The organism is Pseudoalteromonas sp. BSi20652, assembly GCF_000239855.1.
Taxonomy (GTDB): Bacteria; Pseudomonadota; Gammaproteobacteria; order Enterobacterales; family Alteromonadaceae; genus Pseudoalteromonas.
This window is the reverse complement of sequence record NZ_BADT01000218.1, coordinates 23,138-36,803: the sequence shown is the minus strand read 5'-3', so window position 1 is coordinate 36,803 and position 13,666 is coordinate 23,138. Positions and strand designations below refer to the sequence as shown.

14 protein-coding genes are annotated in these 13,666 nt (G+C 39.9%); 8 read left to right on the top strand and 6 right to left on the bottom strand.

Annotation, left to right across the window (positions count from 1 at the left end; all coding sequences use genetic code 11):
* Window positions 1–22 precede the first annotated feature (22 nt).
* Window positions 23–589 carry a phosphoribosyltransferase gene (locus tag P20652_RS01850; protein WP_002962666.1) on the bottom strand — a complete coding sequence of 189 codons (567 nt, stop codon included), beginning with the start codon at window positions 587–589 and terminating at the stop codon, window positions 23–25.
* 183 nt (window positions 590–772) lie between these two features.
* A complete protein-coding gene (gene pepB, locus P20652_RS01855; protein WP_008172218.1) occupies window positions 773–2,068 on the bottom strand; it encodes an aminopeptidase PepB in 1,296 nt (431 codons plus the stop codon).
* Window positions 2,069–2,180: 112 nt separating this feature from the next.
* Here pepB and sfsA point away from each other — a divergent pair, with 112 nt between their 5' ends.
* From sfsA to P20652_RS01895, 8 genes are all read left to right on the top strand, one after another.
* A complete protein-coding gene (sfsA, locus tag P20652_RS01860) occupies window positions 2,181–2,897 on the top strand; it encodes a DNA/RNA nuclease SfsA (RefSeq protein WP_008172217.1) in 717 nt (238 codons plus the stop codon).
* A gap of 319 nt (window positions 2,898–3,216) precedes the next feature.
* A complete protein-coding gene (gene dksA, locus P20652_RS01865) occupies window positions 3,217–3,660 on the top strand; it encodes an RNA polymerase-binding protein DksA (RefSeq protein WP_002962671.1) in 444 nt (147 codons plus the stop codon).
* Window positions 3,661–3,679: 19 nt separating this feature from the next.
* Window positions 3,680–4,624 (top strand): tRNA glutamyl-Q(34) synthetase GluQRS, encoded by a 945-nt coding sequence (gluQRS, locus tag P20652_RS01870; RefSeq protein ID WP_008172216.1) that lies wholly within the window; start codon window positions 3,680–3,682, stop codon window positions 4,622–4,624.
* A 146-nt stretch (window positions 4,625–4,770) separates the two neighbouring features.
* The gene (gene pcnB / locus P20652_RS01875) at window positions 4,771–6,198 is read left to right on the top strand and encodes a polynucleotide adenylyltransferase PcnB (protein ID WP_193371795.1); all 1,428 of its coding nucleotides are present in this window, start codon (window positions 4,771–4,773) and stop codon (window positions 6,196–6,198) included.
* 4 nt (window positions 6,199–6,202) lie between these two features.
* Window positions 6,203–6,688 (top strand): 2-amino-4-hydroxy-6-hydroxymethyldihydropteridine diphosphokinase, encoded by a 486-nt coding sequence (gene folK, locus P20652_RS01880; RefSeq protein WP_008172214.1) that lies wholly within the window; start codon window positions 6,203–6,205, stop codon window positions 6,686–6,688.
* Between the two features lie 30 nt (window positions 6,689–6,718).
* Complete coding sequence (panB, locus tag P20652_RS01885) at window positions 6,719–7,513, top strand: 3-methyl-2-oxobutanoate hydroxymethyltransferase (RefSeq protein WP_008172213.1); 795 nt, start codon at window positions 6,719–6,721, stop codon at window positions 7,511–7,513.
* Window positions 7,513–8,361 carry a pantoate--beta-alanine ligase gene (gene panC, locus P20652_RS01890; protein WP_008172212.1) on the top strand — a complete coding sequence of 283 codons (849 nt, stop codon included), beginning with the start codon at window positions 7,513–7,515 and terminating at the stop codon, window positions 8,359–8,361. The genes panB and panC overlap by 1 nt, the downstream gene beginning before the upstream one ends.
* A 31-nt stretch (window positions 8,362–8,392) precedes the next feature.
* Entirely contained in the window at window positions 8,393–8,629 is a 237-nt protein-coding gene (locus P20652_RS01895) for a hypothetical protein (protein ID WP_008172211.1), read from the top strand.
* Window positions 8,630–8,699: 70 nt separating this feature from the next.
* Here the strand turns inward: P20652_RS01895 and P20652_RS01900 are convergent, their stop codons facing one another.
* The 4 genes from P20652_RS01900 to fba all read right to left on the bottom strand — a co-directional run bounded on the left by P20652_RS01900 (window position 8,700) and on the right by fba (window position 13,622).
* Entirely contained in the window at window positions 8,700–9,668 is a 969-nt protein-coding gene (locus tag P20652_RS01900) for a PstS family phosphate ABC transporter substrate-binding protein (protein WP_008172210.1), read from the bottom strand.
* A gap of 106 nt (window positions 9,669–9,774) precedes the next feature.
* Complete coding sequence (gene phoR / locus P20652_RS01905) at window positions 9,775–11,091, bottom strand: phosphate regulon sensor histidine kinase PhoR (protein ID WP_008172209.1); 1,317 nt, start codon at window positions 11,089–11,091, stop codon at window positions 9,775–9,777.
* Between the two features lie 50 nt (window positions 11,092–11,141).
* Window positions 11,142–11,831: a phosphate regulon transcriptional regulator PhoB gene (gene phoB, locus P20652_RS01910; protein WP_006791869.1), complete on the bottom strand. Its 690-nt coding sequence runs from the start codon at window positions 11,829–11,831 to the stop codon at window positions 11,142–11,144.
* Between the two features lie 726 nt (window positions 11,832–12,557).
* Window positions 12,558–13,622 carry a class II fructose-bisphosphate aldolase gene (gene fba / locus P20652_RS01915; protein WP_008172204.1) on the bottom strand — a complete coding sequence of 355 codons (1,065 nt, stop codon included), beginning with the start codon at window positions 13,620–13,622 and terminating at the stop codon, window positions 12,558–12,560.
* Window positions 13,623–13,666: the final 44 nt, after the last annotated feature.

Below are 13,666 nucleotides of genomic sequence, written 5' to 3'. Positions count from 1 at the left end.
TTTTATTTATGCAAATTACTAATTACTTCTCTAGCAAAATATCATGAATTTTCACAAGATCAGATTTACCAGCAATAATTTCATCCGGTGTTAAACCCGATAGTTCATGCGGGAACACTAACCACTCCTCAGACTCATGAATATAATAATCTGGAACAGTGTCTACTTTTGAGTTTTTTGGTTTGTAATATGGGCACGCAATACGGATGTCACGTGGCAAGTTTAAACGCATAAGCTCTGAAAGCTTTTCTTTTAATGCAACAATACTACGACCAGAGTCAAATACATCATCAACAATTAATAATGAATCACCTGCATTTGCGTTCTCTACAATGTAATGTAAACCGTGTACTTTAATTTCTTTCGACTGCTTACCAATACCATAATAAGACGATGTGCGTACCGCAATATGATCAGTCTCAATGCCTTTGTAATCGTAATATTCTTGAACAGCAATACCGATTGGTGCACCACCTCGCCAAATACCAATAATAAAATCAGGACGAAAGCCGTCTTGGTATACTTGCGCCGCTACGCGGAACGAATCTTCAAGTAACTGTTGAGCTGTGATGTAGCACTTATCTGACATAATTAGAAACCCCAGTGGTGGATATAACATTTGAACGCTGCTCAGAGTTAACCAAAAATTAAACTCAAACAGGTGTTGGCGCAGGATTTTACCGTAAATAAAAAAAAATTGCTTGCCTGTAAATTAAAAAATAGGCACCCAAGGGTGCCTATTTTTAGCGTAAAAAGCGTAATTTAGTAAATATTATGCTTTTTCTTGTAAAGTACGTGCAACCGTACGCATACCTTGAGTTGTTGCACCCGCTGCCCATTGACTTGTACTGCCCATGTTAAAAGCAGCAGCTAAATCGATGTGCAGCCAACCTTTACCATCGTTTGGTACAAAGCGCGATAAAAAACCTGCCGCATTCGATGCACCGCCATAACCACCACCTTTTTGTGCACGGCTATTCGCTGTATCAGCATAAGGAGATGGGCAATTTTGTTGATGCCATTTTTCAAGAGGAAGTGGCCAAGCTGCTTCCATTTCTTGAGAAGCGAAATCTTCAACTTCACGTACAAGCCCTTTATCAAGTGCAAATAATGCATTGTACTCTTGGCCAACAGCAACAAGCGCTGCGCCAGTCAGTGTTGCTGCATCAATAATAAGTGGAGCGCCAGTCTCACCTGCGGCCATTAAGCCATCAGCAAGTACTAAGCGACCTTCAGCATCGGTGTTTACAATTTCAACAGTCGTGCCATTTTTATAAGTAAGAATGTCACCTAATTTGTATGCATGACCCGAAATTAAGTTCTCTGCACAACATAAAAACAGCTTAATACGCTTTTCAATACCACGGTTAATAGCCAATGCTAAACCTGCAGTTACTGTTGCAGCGCCGCCCATGTCGCACTTCATACCCAACATACCTTCGCTTGATTTAATTGAGTAACCACCTGAGTCAAACGTAATACCTTTACCTACAAGCGCTGCACTAACGGGTGCATTTTCGTCGCCTGTTGGGTTGTAATCAAGCTCAAGCAATACTGGCGGGCGAACACTACCGCGACCAACAGCATGAATACCAATCCATTGTTGTTCTAGTAACGCATCGCCTTTAATAATTTGGTAACTTACGTGCTCAGGCGCTAATGATTGAATAAATTCAGCGGCTTTTTCAGCAAGGCTTTCTGGGTAAATGTCATCAGCAGTCCCGTTAACCATTTCACGCGCCCAAATTGCCGATACTTTTAAGTGAGCAAGTTCTTTAAGATCTGATTGTGCATTATCAACAAACTCAACACCATCTAATGATTTTGGTGTTACAAAACCTTGGTAAAAAGCCCATTGGCTTTCTGTACACCAGGCATCGCCTGCTAATTCGACGTTTTTGACCCCTTGGATTGCAATAGTACGGCCTGCTTTTTGAATATTTTTTAATGTTTCTTGTTCAGACAAATGAACAGTTGCACCGCGCTCGTTAAAAGATAACGACGCATTTTCGCCCCAATGGCTTGGTGCAGACTGCTCGCTTAGTTGAACAACAAATTTTTCACTCATGTTAGAATACCTTTGCACTTAAATGTGCCAACGAGTCTACTATAGAGCGCTTGAGTTCCCAACAGCTTGAGATAAATAACATAAATCACGCTACTGACCTTTGGAAATTATTATGAAGTACATGCCTGCCCTGCAATCAGCCATATTATTGAAACGCTACAAACGCTTTTTAGCTGATTTACAATTAAGTAATGGCAGCGAATTTACCGCCCACTGCGCTAATACAGGTAAAATGACGGGATGCGCAGAGCCTGGTTTTACTGCTTTTTATTCAACGAGCGATAACGCAAAACGAAAATACCCGCATTCATTAGAGCTTACGCAAAATAACTTATCGCAGCTTATTTGTGTAAATACAGCAGTGGCTAATAAAGTAGTAGAAGAAGCAATAAACAATAATGTGATAAGCGAGCTACTCGACTACAGTCAATTGCAAAGCGAAGTAAAGTACGGCAGCGAAAACAGCAGAATCGACTTTTTACTCACAGACGAAAATAAGCCCGATTGCTACGTAGAAGTTAAATCAGTCACATTATTAAGCCAGGATGCACCACAAAGCGGGCAAGGTTACTTTCCTGATACACAAACGCTGCGCGGGCAAAAACACATACGTGAGCTAATAGAAATGATCGAACAAGGCCACCGAGCAGTATTACTGTTCGCTGTTATGCATGAAGGAATAAATACCGTCAGTGCAGCGGCCCATATAGACAAAAAATACGCTCAATTATTAAACCTAGCAATTAGCAAGGGCGTTGAAGTTTTGGCTTACAAAGCGATTGTTTCTGCTAATGAAGTCATGCTTCATAAAAAAATTATATTTATATAAAAACATGTAAATACATTATGTTAAGTTAACTTTGTTTTTTAAATGACACTTAGCTTTAATAAAACTTTAAAATTGTCGTTTTGCATCCGTCAAACTAACTTGTTTTTAAAGTTTTTGCCCACATAACTAGGCAAGTTTTAGAAAGCAAATATGTGAATTAATTAGAAGCGTAAATAAACTATTAACGCACTTTTTACTCAGTAAGCATGGTTGAAGCTAATTCGATTAATTAAAAATAAATTTGCCTAGGGTATAAGATTCTGTTATTTATACCGCCGGCTAATGCTGAGGCATTAAATTAAGGATTTAGGAGAGAGTTATGCCAGACCAAAAGAAACACGGTTTATTGGCTCAAGCCGGTTTAGAACCATACCAAGAAAAACCAGGTGAAGAGTACATGAATGATGCACAACGTGCTCATTTTAGAGCGATTTTAGAAACTTGGCGCAACGATCTTAGAAATGAAGTTGACCGTACTAAATCGCACATGCAAGATGAAGCTGCTAACTTTCCTGACCCAGTTGACCGCGCTGCACAAGAAGAAGAGTTTTCTTTAGAACTTCGTACTCGTGACCGCGAACGTAAATTAATCAAAAAAATTGAAAAAACAATTAATTTGATTAAAGAAGATGATTTTGGCTTTTGTGAGTCTTGTGGTATTGAAATTGGTATACGCCGCTTAGAAGCACGTCCAACAGCTGATTTATGCGTAGACTGTAAAACACTTGCAGAAATTAAAGAAAAGCAATCTGGGCGCGGCTAATTAATACCTATTAATTAGTATGTCTCCTACAGCCGTTACTTCGCCTATGCGTAAATATCGCGGGCGTTTTGCACCGTCTCCCTCTGGGCCATTACATTTTGGCTCACTTGTAGCGGCTGTGGGTAGTTACCTAGATGCAAAAGCTAACCATGGAAAATGGTTAGTTCGTATAGAAGACATAGACACTACGCGCGTGGTTAAAAACGCCGACTCCGATATTCTAAATACCTTATATGCCTATGCACTTCACTGGGACGAACCTGTTGTGTATCAAACGCAGCGTCTGCCTTTATATCAAGATATTACCCACTCACTTTTAAAGCAAAAGCTTATTTATGGTTGCACCTGTACTCGCAAACAAATAAAAGCTATTGGCGGTATTTATCAGGGGCATTGCAAAGCACTTAATCACAACACTGAATCCGGTGCGCTTCGCTTAATTCAACAGCATCCAACGACTCAATTTAATGACTTAATTCAAGGCGATATTAACGTCAATAGCACCCTCGCCCATGAAGATTACTTAATCAAACGTAGCGATGGTTTATTTGCCTATCAACTTGTAGTAGTAGTTGATGATATTGCACAAGGGATTAATCGAATTGTACGAGGCGCTGATTTAATTGAGCCAACCGCACGGCAAATTAGTTTATTTAAACAACTCAATAGCCCTGTGCCTGAATTTGCTCATTTACCTTTAGCGGTAGCCAAGCCCGGTTTTAAACTGTCTAAACAAAATTATGCTCCTGCCATTAGCAAACAAAATCCAAAGCCTGCTTTAATTAGTGCATTTGAATTTTTAGGATTGCCTGTTATAGCTGATTTAATCGATTTAAATATTGAACAATTAATCGCTTGGGGAATTAAAAACTTTAGCTTAAAACAGGTACCACAAGTGTCCGAAATACAAATTTCTCAGCATCCAACTAGCCAAGCCATCCAATTTACACAATTAAGTAAATAAAAATCACTAAAAACGGCTTAATTTCAACACATCAACTTAATTTTTAAACCCTGCTGGTATATGATACCCGCCTAAATATATGCTATTTACGTTAAACAGTTAGTATTACGTTATAACACCAATACTTGCTGTAGTTTTTGATTGCGATGGCGAGCCAATCAACACCTTCTAGGAGACAGATTATTATTTCCAAGCTTTTTCAATTTTGCAGACAAATAATCGGCCCAAATACGAGTGCCGAAAACACGCCTGTAAGTGCATCTGTAAGCAGCGAACCGTTAGTGATCACTCGTGGTGAACATGGTATCTCTCGCAAACAATTTAGCCCAAATGCAATCAAAATACTTTATCGTTTAAAAGACGGTGGCTACGATGCCTACCTTGTTGGTGGTTGTATTCGCGATATATTGTTAGGTCAGCAACCAAAAGATTTTGATGTGGTAACAAATGCGACACCTGATCAAGTAAAAAAACTATTCAGAAATTGCCGTTTAATAGGTCGTCGCTTTCGCTTAGCGCACATTGTATTTGGTCGTGAAATTATTGAAGTAGCGACTATGCGTGGCCACCACGAAGCACAAGAAGATAAAAACCAAATCAGCCAATCAAGCGATGAAGGTCAATTACTTCGTGATAATGTATTTGGCAGTATTGAAGAAGACGCGGAGCGCCGTGACTTTTCAATCAATGCACTTTACTACTCAATTAACGATTTTAGCATCCACGATTACGCCAATGGTTTAGCTGCAATTAAAGCTAAGCAAATTGAATTAATTGGCGACCCAGAAACGCGTTACCGCGAAGATCCTGTTCGTATGCTACGTGCAGTTCGTTTTGCAACTAAACTTGATATGAGTATTGCCCCTAAAAGCGAAAAACCCATTACTGAACTAGCAAGTTTGCTTGATAATATTCCGCCTGCACGTTTATTCGAAGAAATTCTTAAACTGTTTTTAAACGGCAAAGCTGAAGCTAATTTTTTAATGCTGCGTAAATACGGCTTATTCCGCTCATTGTTCCCTGAGCTTGATAAAATTTTAGATAAAAACCCAGGTGGTTTAGAACACGCGCTTATTCAGCAAATGTTTCAAAACACCGACAAACGCATTAATACTGATAAAAAAGTAACGCCTGCGTTTATTTTTGCAGCGCTACTTTGGTTCCCATTATTAGAGCTAACTAAAAAAATTCAAGAACAAGAACAACTAATTGAATACGATGCTTTTGCACAAGCGATGAATAAAGTGCTTAGCGAAAGTGCACAACACATTGCAGTACCAAAACGCTTTACGTTAGGTGCACGAGATATTTGGCATATTCAGCATCGTTTAGATAAACGTGCTGGTCAACGTGCTTACCGATTAACCCAGCAACCTCGCTTTAAAGCCGCTTACGACTTTTTATTATTACGTGTTGCTGCGGGCGAAACACAACATACTGAGCTTGCCCAGTGGTGGACACAATACTTAAGCCAAGATATAAACGGCCAAAAAGAGATGGTTAAAAACTTAGGTCATCAAGGTGGTCCTAAGCCGCGAAAGCGCCGTCGACCCACTAAAAAGCCAACTGAGTAATAACATGCACTGTGTTTATTTGGGTTTAGGTGCCAACCTAAACTCACCAAAAGAGCAGCTTGATAACGCGGTAATCGCGCTTAAAAAGCTGCCTAATTGTGAATTTATAAACGTCTCGCATTACTATGCAAGTAAGCCTATGGGCCCACAAGATCAACCAGACTATATCAATGCCGTAGCGTGCATTAAAACGACCCTTGGGCCAGAGCAATTGCTTGATTTAACCCAACATATTGAACTTGAGCATGGTCGAGTAAGAAAGGCTGAGCGTTGGGGTCCACGCACACTTGATATAGATACTCTATTGTTTGGCGATCACATTATAAATACTGCGCGCTTAACCGTGCCTCATTACGGTTTGAATGTCCGTGAATTTGTAGTGTATCCATTGTTAGAACTAGCACCCAAACTTATTTTACCTAGCGGTGTTGCATTGCAAGATATTGCAAATAACTTACCGCTCAATGACTTACAACAATTACCTCTGTAATTAACCTAGGCTTTTGCCTGCGAGGATATTATGTCTAAAATAACCGTTTCTACTTTAAATAAAATGAAAGCAGAAAATAACAAAATTACTGCATTAACAGCCTACGACGCTAGTTTTGCAAAGTTATTTCATGATAACGGCGTTGAAGTTATTTTAGTGGGCGACTCTTTGGGCATGGTACTACAAGGCGGCGATGACACCCTTGGCGTAACTAATCAAGATATCGCATATCATACCCGCTGTGTACGCGCTGGTAGCCGCGAATTATTTGTAATTGCTGACTTACCTTTTATGACCTACTCAAGCGTAAGTGATACCTGTAAAAATGCAGCTGAGCTTATGCGCGCTGGCGCAAACATGATTAAGCTTGAAGGCGGAGAGTGGCTTTACGAGAGCATTAAAACACTCACTCAACAAGGTATTCCAGTTTGTGGGCACCTAGGCCTTACACCGCAGTCAGTTCATGTATTTGGTGGCTTTAAAATACAAGGCCGCGAAGAAGACAAAGCACAAAAAATGATTGATGACGCAAAAGCACTAGAAGCTGCTGGCGCACAATTATTAGTACTTGAGTGTATTCCAAGTGCACTGGCAAAACGCATTACAGACGCCCTAACCATCCCAACTATTGGTATAGGTGCAGGCAGCTTAACTGACGGCCAAATACTGGTAATGCATGACCTTGTTGGTATTTCAGCAGGTTACATTCCTAAATTTTCTAAAAACTTTTTGCTCGAAACAGGCAATATGCCTGCAGCCGTTCAAAAGTATTGTACCGATGTTAAAAGTGGTGCTTTTCCAAGCGCTGAACACGAGTTTAAATAATGCAGTCAATCACTGAAATCAGATCATTACGTAGTCAAATTAAAGCCTGGCGCCAAGCGGGGCTTAGCGTTGCATTAGTACCGACTATGGGCAACTTGCACCGTGGGCATTTTTCATTAGTAGAAAAAGCAAAGAACTTAGCCGATAAAGTCGTTGTGAGTATTTTTGTTAACCCTATGCAGTTTGGTGCTAACGAAGACTTAGATAACTATCCTCGAACGTTAAACGAAGATAAACAAGGCCTTGCAGAACTAGGCACTGACATTGTATTTACCCCAAGTGTAGAAACAATTTACCCAAATGGATTAGGTGCACAAAGTTTTGTAGATGTACCTGATATTTCATTAGGCTACTGCGGTGGCTCACGCCCGGGTCATTTTAGAGGTGTTGCCACGGTTGTTACTAAGTTATTTAACTTAGTACAGCCTGACTATGCTTGCTTTGGTGAAAAAGATTTTCAGCAGCTACAAGTAATTAAAACCATGACGCGCGATTTATCAATTCCGGTTGAAGTCATCGGTGTACCTACTATGCGAGAAGTTTCTGGCCTTGCTATGAGCTCGCGTAATGGCTACTTGTCTGATGAACAAAAAGCGACAGCAACCGTTTTATTTAAAGCACTTAATACATGCACTGAACAACTTAAAAACGGCGAAAAAGATTTTGCTAAACTTGAATCTGCAGCTAAACAAAGTTTAGAGCAAGCGGGTTTGAAACCAGACTATTTTGAGATTGCTCAACGAGATACATTAAAAACTGCTACAATCGAAGATACTCAATTTGTTATTTTAGCCGCAGCCTATTTTGGTGGTGTTAGATTGATCGACAACATACAGGTCGAAATTTAATATTATAGCGACTCACTTTTTAAGGATTAACATGCACACTTTAATACAAACAAGCGTAGTCGCCCTTACTTTTGCACTATTAGCAGGTTGTCAAAACCAAGTTGAAAACTCTGAAATGAATCAGTGTGCTCAACAAAATTACCAATGCGAAAGTACCTGCGCACAACAATCAACGGCTGAAGGCTTGAAGCAACAAGTATGCTCGGGTAAATGTGTTGAGAGCTACAATCAATGCAAAGTACAAGCCGAAAAGTTAGGCAATATTTAATTCCTTAACGTTTTTAGTTTTAGGCATAAAAAAACCGCTCAATGAGCGGTTTTTTATTGTTTGTAACTTGTTAGTTTAAACCAAGCTTTTTAAGTTCTGCTTTTACTAGCTTTGCAGAAAGAGGGACATAACCGTCTTTTTCTACAATTTGCTGACCATCTTTTGAAAGTACCATTCTTAAAAACTGTTCTTCCATAGGTGATAGCGGCTTATTCGGGTGTTTATTCACGTAAACATATAAAAAGCGCGATAGCGGGTATTTACCTTGAGCAACGTTATCGAGTGTTGCATCAACAAAATTGGCGCCTTTTTTAGCAAGTGGTACTGTACGTACACCTGATGTTTTATAACCAATACCAGAGTAACCAATTGCGTTCAATGACGATGAAATTGACTGTACTACAGATGCAGAACCTGGTTGCTCATTTACGTTGTTACGAAAATCACCTTTACACAGTGCTTTCTTTTTAAAGTAACCATAAGTACCTGATACTGAGTTACGTCCGTAAAGCTGTACGTCTTTCGCTGCCCAATCACCTGTTAGACCAACATCGCTCCAACGGTTAACTTGCTCTGGTGCACCACATTTACGAGTAGATGAAAAAATAGCATCTACTTGGTCAATACGAAGACCTTCAATTGGATTATCTTTATGCACAAATACAGCAAGTGCATCAATTGCAACACGTACTTCTGTTGGTTTATATCCGTAACGTTTTTCGAACGCTTCGATTTCTTTAGATTTCATTTGACGGCTCATTGGACCTAGGTTAGCTGTCCCCTCGGTTAATGCCGGTGGCGCAGTAGAAGAGCCCGCTGCCTGAATTTGAATATTTACATTTGGGTAAATACGTTTGTACTCTTCAGCCCAAAAAGTCATCATGTTGGCTAAAGTGTCAGAACCTACTGATGAAAAGTTACCTGAAACACCACTAATTTTTTGATACTCAGGAATATCTTGGTCTAGAGCAACTGCTTGTGCAGATACGAAAGTTGTAACAGCCACACCCATTGCGGCAACTAAGTTTTTAAATCTCATGGTGGGTTCTCCGATTTGTTCGTCCCATTTTGTAACTGGTGCCCACTCTAAAGTGAGTACATGACAGTTACATTACTCTTAAATGACACTTTTATGACTTAACTTATTAGCTTAATTTATTAGCTAATGGAACAATCTTATCTATTGAAAATTCAAAGGAAAAACAAGATCCTTTACCTACTTCACTGCTAATATTTAATTTACTATCGTGGCGTGTTAATACATGTTTTGTAATAGCGAGCCCTAAACCTGAGCCACCTGTTGTTCTGCTACGGGCTTTATCGACGCGATAAAAGCGCTCAGTCAAACGATTAATATGTTCCGGCGCAATACCATCACCATTATCAGTGACACTGAAATACGCCTTATTATTTTTGCGCTGCCAACATACTTCCACTTTACCGCCTGGTTTGGTGTAATGAATCGCGTTAAATACTAAATTAGAAAACGCACTACGTAGTTCATCCTCAGAGCCTTTAATATCAAGAGTTTTATCTATATCAAAAATAAGCTCGTGGCCTTTGTCTTGATTAATTGAATTTGCCTCAGTGTGAACATAATCCAGCAACTGCGGTACATTTATGGCTTTATCATTATCTTGACGGCGTGCACCTTCAATCCGCGAAAGCGACAAGAGCTGGCTCACTAAGCTATCCATACGCTTACACTGTTCAAGCATGGTATTTTGAGCCTTACCCCATATTGCGGGAGGCGGCATCATCTCACCATCCATCATCTCAAGATACCCTGTAACAACCGTAAGCGGTGTACGCAGTTCATGTGATACGTTGGCTACAAAATCTTTACGCATTTGTTCAAGCTGCTTTAAGCGTGTTACATCACGCACAACAACCATAAGTTGCGTGCTGGCATAAGGCATTACCCTAAACTCTAGTACTTGCTCAATGCTATGACCGTTATCTAGCTCAAGCGCATCGTCAAATTCGCCTTTATGCATGTATTTAGCAAACTTAGGTTCGCGAATTAAATTATCAAGGCGCTGACCATGATCGGTTGGCCACTGCAAACCAAGCACTTTAAGCGCTAATTGATTACACCACACAATACTCAAATCGCTTTGTAATACTACAACCGCATCAGGTACCGCTTCTGCACCATCGCGAAAGCGGCGAATTAAATCAGCAAGCTCATTACGTTTTTTACGATTACGGTGCTGCAGATGATATATACCTTCGAACACTTGCTCCCATGCCCCCTCGCCCTCTGGTGGATTAAAGCTACGTTGATTAAGTAGCCAATCACTCAAACGATAAAGCTGATGATAGTGCCAAATGAGGAGGGAAAAAGATCCTAAAAATAAAAGCAAAAATGGCGCACCAATTAGCACACCAATTAATAGTAAGGGTAAAAAATAGATAAACAGACGCTTTACTAACGCCTGCTTATTAACAACTCGATACATACACTCACTTTACCTTAGAGTAGTAATACATTAGCTAAGCTTTAAGCTGATCACAGCTTACTAGAAAAACGATACCCAGCGCCACGTACAGTTTGCACCAAACGGTCGTGTCCAAGTGGGCCTATTGCTTTGCGCAGGCGGCGAATGTGCACATCAACCGTGCGATCTTCTACGTAAACGTTGGTTCCCCATACATGATCAAGCAGTTGTTCACGGCTATAAACACGCTCTGGGTGGGTCATAAAAAAGTGCAGTAATCTAAATTCGGTTGGCCCCATATCAAGCTCGTTACCTTCTGAAGTAACACGATGGGAAATAGGGTCTAAACGCAGGCCATGTACTTCAATGGCTTCTTCTAATGAGGTTGGCGATACACGGCGAATAACCGCTTTAATACGTGCCATAAGCTCTTTAGGAGAAAACGGCTTAGTGACGTAATCGTCAGCACCTACTTCAAGGCCGCGTACTTTGTCTTCTTCTTCGCCGCGGGCTGTAAGCATAATAATTGGGATTTGGCGGGTGTGTTCGTTTTGCTTAAACTTTTTAGCAATTTGAATACCGCTTCCACCTGGTAACATCCAATCAAGTAAAACCATATCTGGGTAAGGTTCAACCATAGCTGCAATAGCAGAGTCGTAATCTTCTGCTTCAATTGCTTGAAATCCATTTTGCTCTAAAACAAAAACCAACATCTCCCTAATAGGAGCTTCGTCATCTACGACTAGTACTTTACGTGACATTCCAATTTATCTCTTACGCTATAGAATTAGTTTTCATTATTATGACTAAGTATGACATTTTTATGAAAGTGTAACGTGTAAATTAAAATGGTGGTAAAAAAACACAAATTAGTGACAAAAAACCTCATTAACGTCATATTTTTAAAACCTTTTTAATATTTTACGTAATAAAAAGAGATTTACGATAAATTTATAAAATCGCTAGTTTATGAAATTATCTGCTTGTGGTTGTTATTTAAATCACTAAATAACACCAAATTAGCTGGGATCATTGTTTTACTAACCAAGATTTTTTGACCGATCGATCGTTTAAAAGTGACTTTAAAACCATTTTAAAATCTACAAACCCGCCTGTGTAACAATTAATACGTTTAAAAATAGATCTAAATTTTACTAAGCCCCAAATAAAGGATCAGATTTTTACCAAGGCGATCCATTTACAGATCAGAGTTGTACCTAGTCAAACATCTAAACTGTTGATTGTTTGTGCAAACACATAACGATCAGATTACTTAAAAGCTTAAAATACTATCAATATCTATTTTACTTAGTAAAATAACGATCCAAAATCACTCGTGTTAGTAAATGCGTGATCCCAAAGTACAGCGTTGATAGTACAGTGATCTGATCAATAGAAGCCATACCTGCAATATAAAAAGGGCTGACATTAAAAAAGCCAGCAACTGGTTTACTGGCTTTCAAAGTGATCAATTATAAATTGATCTATTATCTAATTTTAGGGTCTAGTTCGCCGCTTAAGTATTTAAGGTGCATTTCATCAAGTGAAATTGGCTTAATTTTACTAGCCTGACCAGAAGTACCAAACGAGTTATAACGTGCAACACAAATCTCTGTCATTGCTTTAGTTGCTTCAGCTAGGTATTTACGTGGATCAAAGTTAGATGGGTTTAACGCCATATGACGGCGAATTGCACCGGTAGATGCCAAGCGTAAATCGGTATCAATATTTACCTTACGAACACCAAACTTAATGCCTTCAACAATCTGTTCAACTGGCACACCATAGGTTTCTGGAATTTCGCCGCCGTACTGATTAATAATTTCTAACCATTCTTGTGGAACAGAAGACGAACCATGCATCACTAAATGCGTGTTAGGAATACGTGCATGAATCGCTTTAATACGGTCAATCGCTAAAATGTCATCTGTTGGTGGGCGAGTAAATTTATAAGCACCGTGTGAAGTACCGCAAGCAATTGCAAGTGCATCAACGTGTGTTTTATTTACAAAATCAGCCGCTTCTTCAGGGTCTGTTAGCATTTGATCCGTTGTTAATAACCCTTCTGCACCAACGCCATCTTCTTCGCCAGCTTCACCTGTTTCAAGTGAACCAAGTACACCTAACTCGCCTTCAACCGATACACCACAAGCATGCGCCATAGCAACAGTTTCGCGCGTTACTTCTATATTATATTCGTAGCTTGAAGGGGTTTTACCGTCGCTCATTAACGAGCCATCCATCATTACTGATGAAAAACCAAGCTGAATTGAACGCTGACATACACCTGGCGATGTGCCGTGATCTTGGTGCATTACAACGGGGATATGTGGCCATTCTTCAACGGCTGCTAAAATCATATGACGAATAAATGGAGCACCCGCATAAGCACGTGCGCCCGCTGATCCTTGAACGATTACTGGACTGTTTGTTTTGTCAGCCGCTTCCATTATTGCGCGCATTTGCTCTTGATTGTTAACGTTAAAAGCAGGTACGCCGTAACCATGCTCTGCTGCATGATCTAAAAGTTGTCGCATACTGATTAAAGCCATTGGGTATTCTCCAATTTATCGACAGTAGTTCCCTACCATCTAGT

Coding starts and splice junctions, on each gene's coding strand:
- P20652_RS01850 (WP_002962666.1), bottom strand. CDS start 589: ATGTCAGATAAGTGCTACATCACAGCTCAACAGTTACTTGAAGATTCG.
- pepB (WP_008172218.1), bottom strand. CDS start 2,068: ATGAGTGAAAAATTTGTTGTTCAACTAAGCGAGCAGTCTGCACCAAGC.
- sfsA (WP_008172217.1), top strand. CDS start 2,181: ATGAAGTACATGCCTGCCCTGCAATCAGCCATATTATTGAAACGCTAC.
- dksA (WP_002962671.1), top strand. CDS start 3,217: ATGCCAGACCAAAAGAAACACGGTTTATTGGCTCAAGCCGGTTTAGAA.
- gluQRS (WP_008172216.1), top strand. CDS start 3,680: ATGTCTCCTACAGCCGTTACTTCGCCTATGCGTAAATATCGCGGGCGT.
- pcnB (WP_193371795.1), top strand. CDS start 4,771: ATGGCGAGCCAATCAACACCTTCTAGGAGACAGATTATTATTTCCAAG.
- folK (WP_008172214.1), top strand. CDS start 6,203: ATGCACTGTGTTTATTTGGGTTTAGGTGCCAACCTAAACTCACCAAAA.
- panB (WP_008172213.1), top strand. CDS start 6,719: ATGTCTAAAATAACCGTTTCTACTTTAAATAAAATGAAAGCAGAAAAT.
- panC (WP_008172212.1), top strand. CDS start 7,513: ATGCAGTCAATCACTGAAATCAGATCATTACGTAGTCAAATTAAAGCC.
- P20652_RS01895 (WP_008172211.1), top strand. CDS start 8,393: ATGCACACTTTAATACAAACAAGCGTAGTCGCCCTTACTTTTGCACTA.
- P20652_RS01900 (WP_008172210.1), bottom strand. CDS start 9,668: ATGAGATTTAAAAACTTAGTTGCCGCAATGGGTGTGGCTGTTACAACT.
- phoR (WP_008172209.1), bottom strand. CDS start 11,091: ATGTATCGAGTTGTTAATAAGCAGGCGTTAGTAAAGCGTCTGTTTATC.
- phoB (WP_006791869.1), bottom strand. CDS start 11,831: ATGTCACGTAAAGTACTAGTCGTAGATGACGAAGCTCCTATTAGGGAG.
- fba (WP_008172204.1), bottom strand. CDS start 13,622: ATGGCTTTAATCAGTATGCGACAACTTTTAGATCATGCAGCAGAGCAT.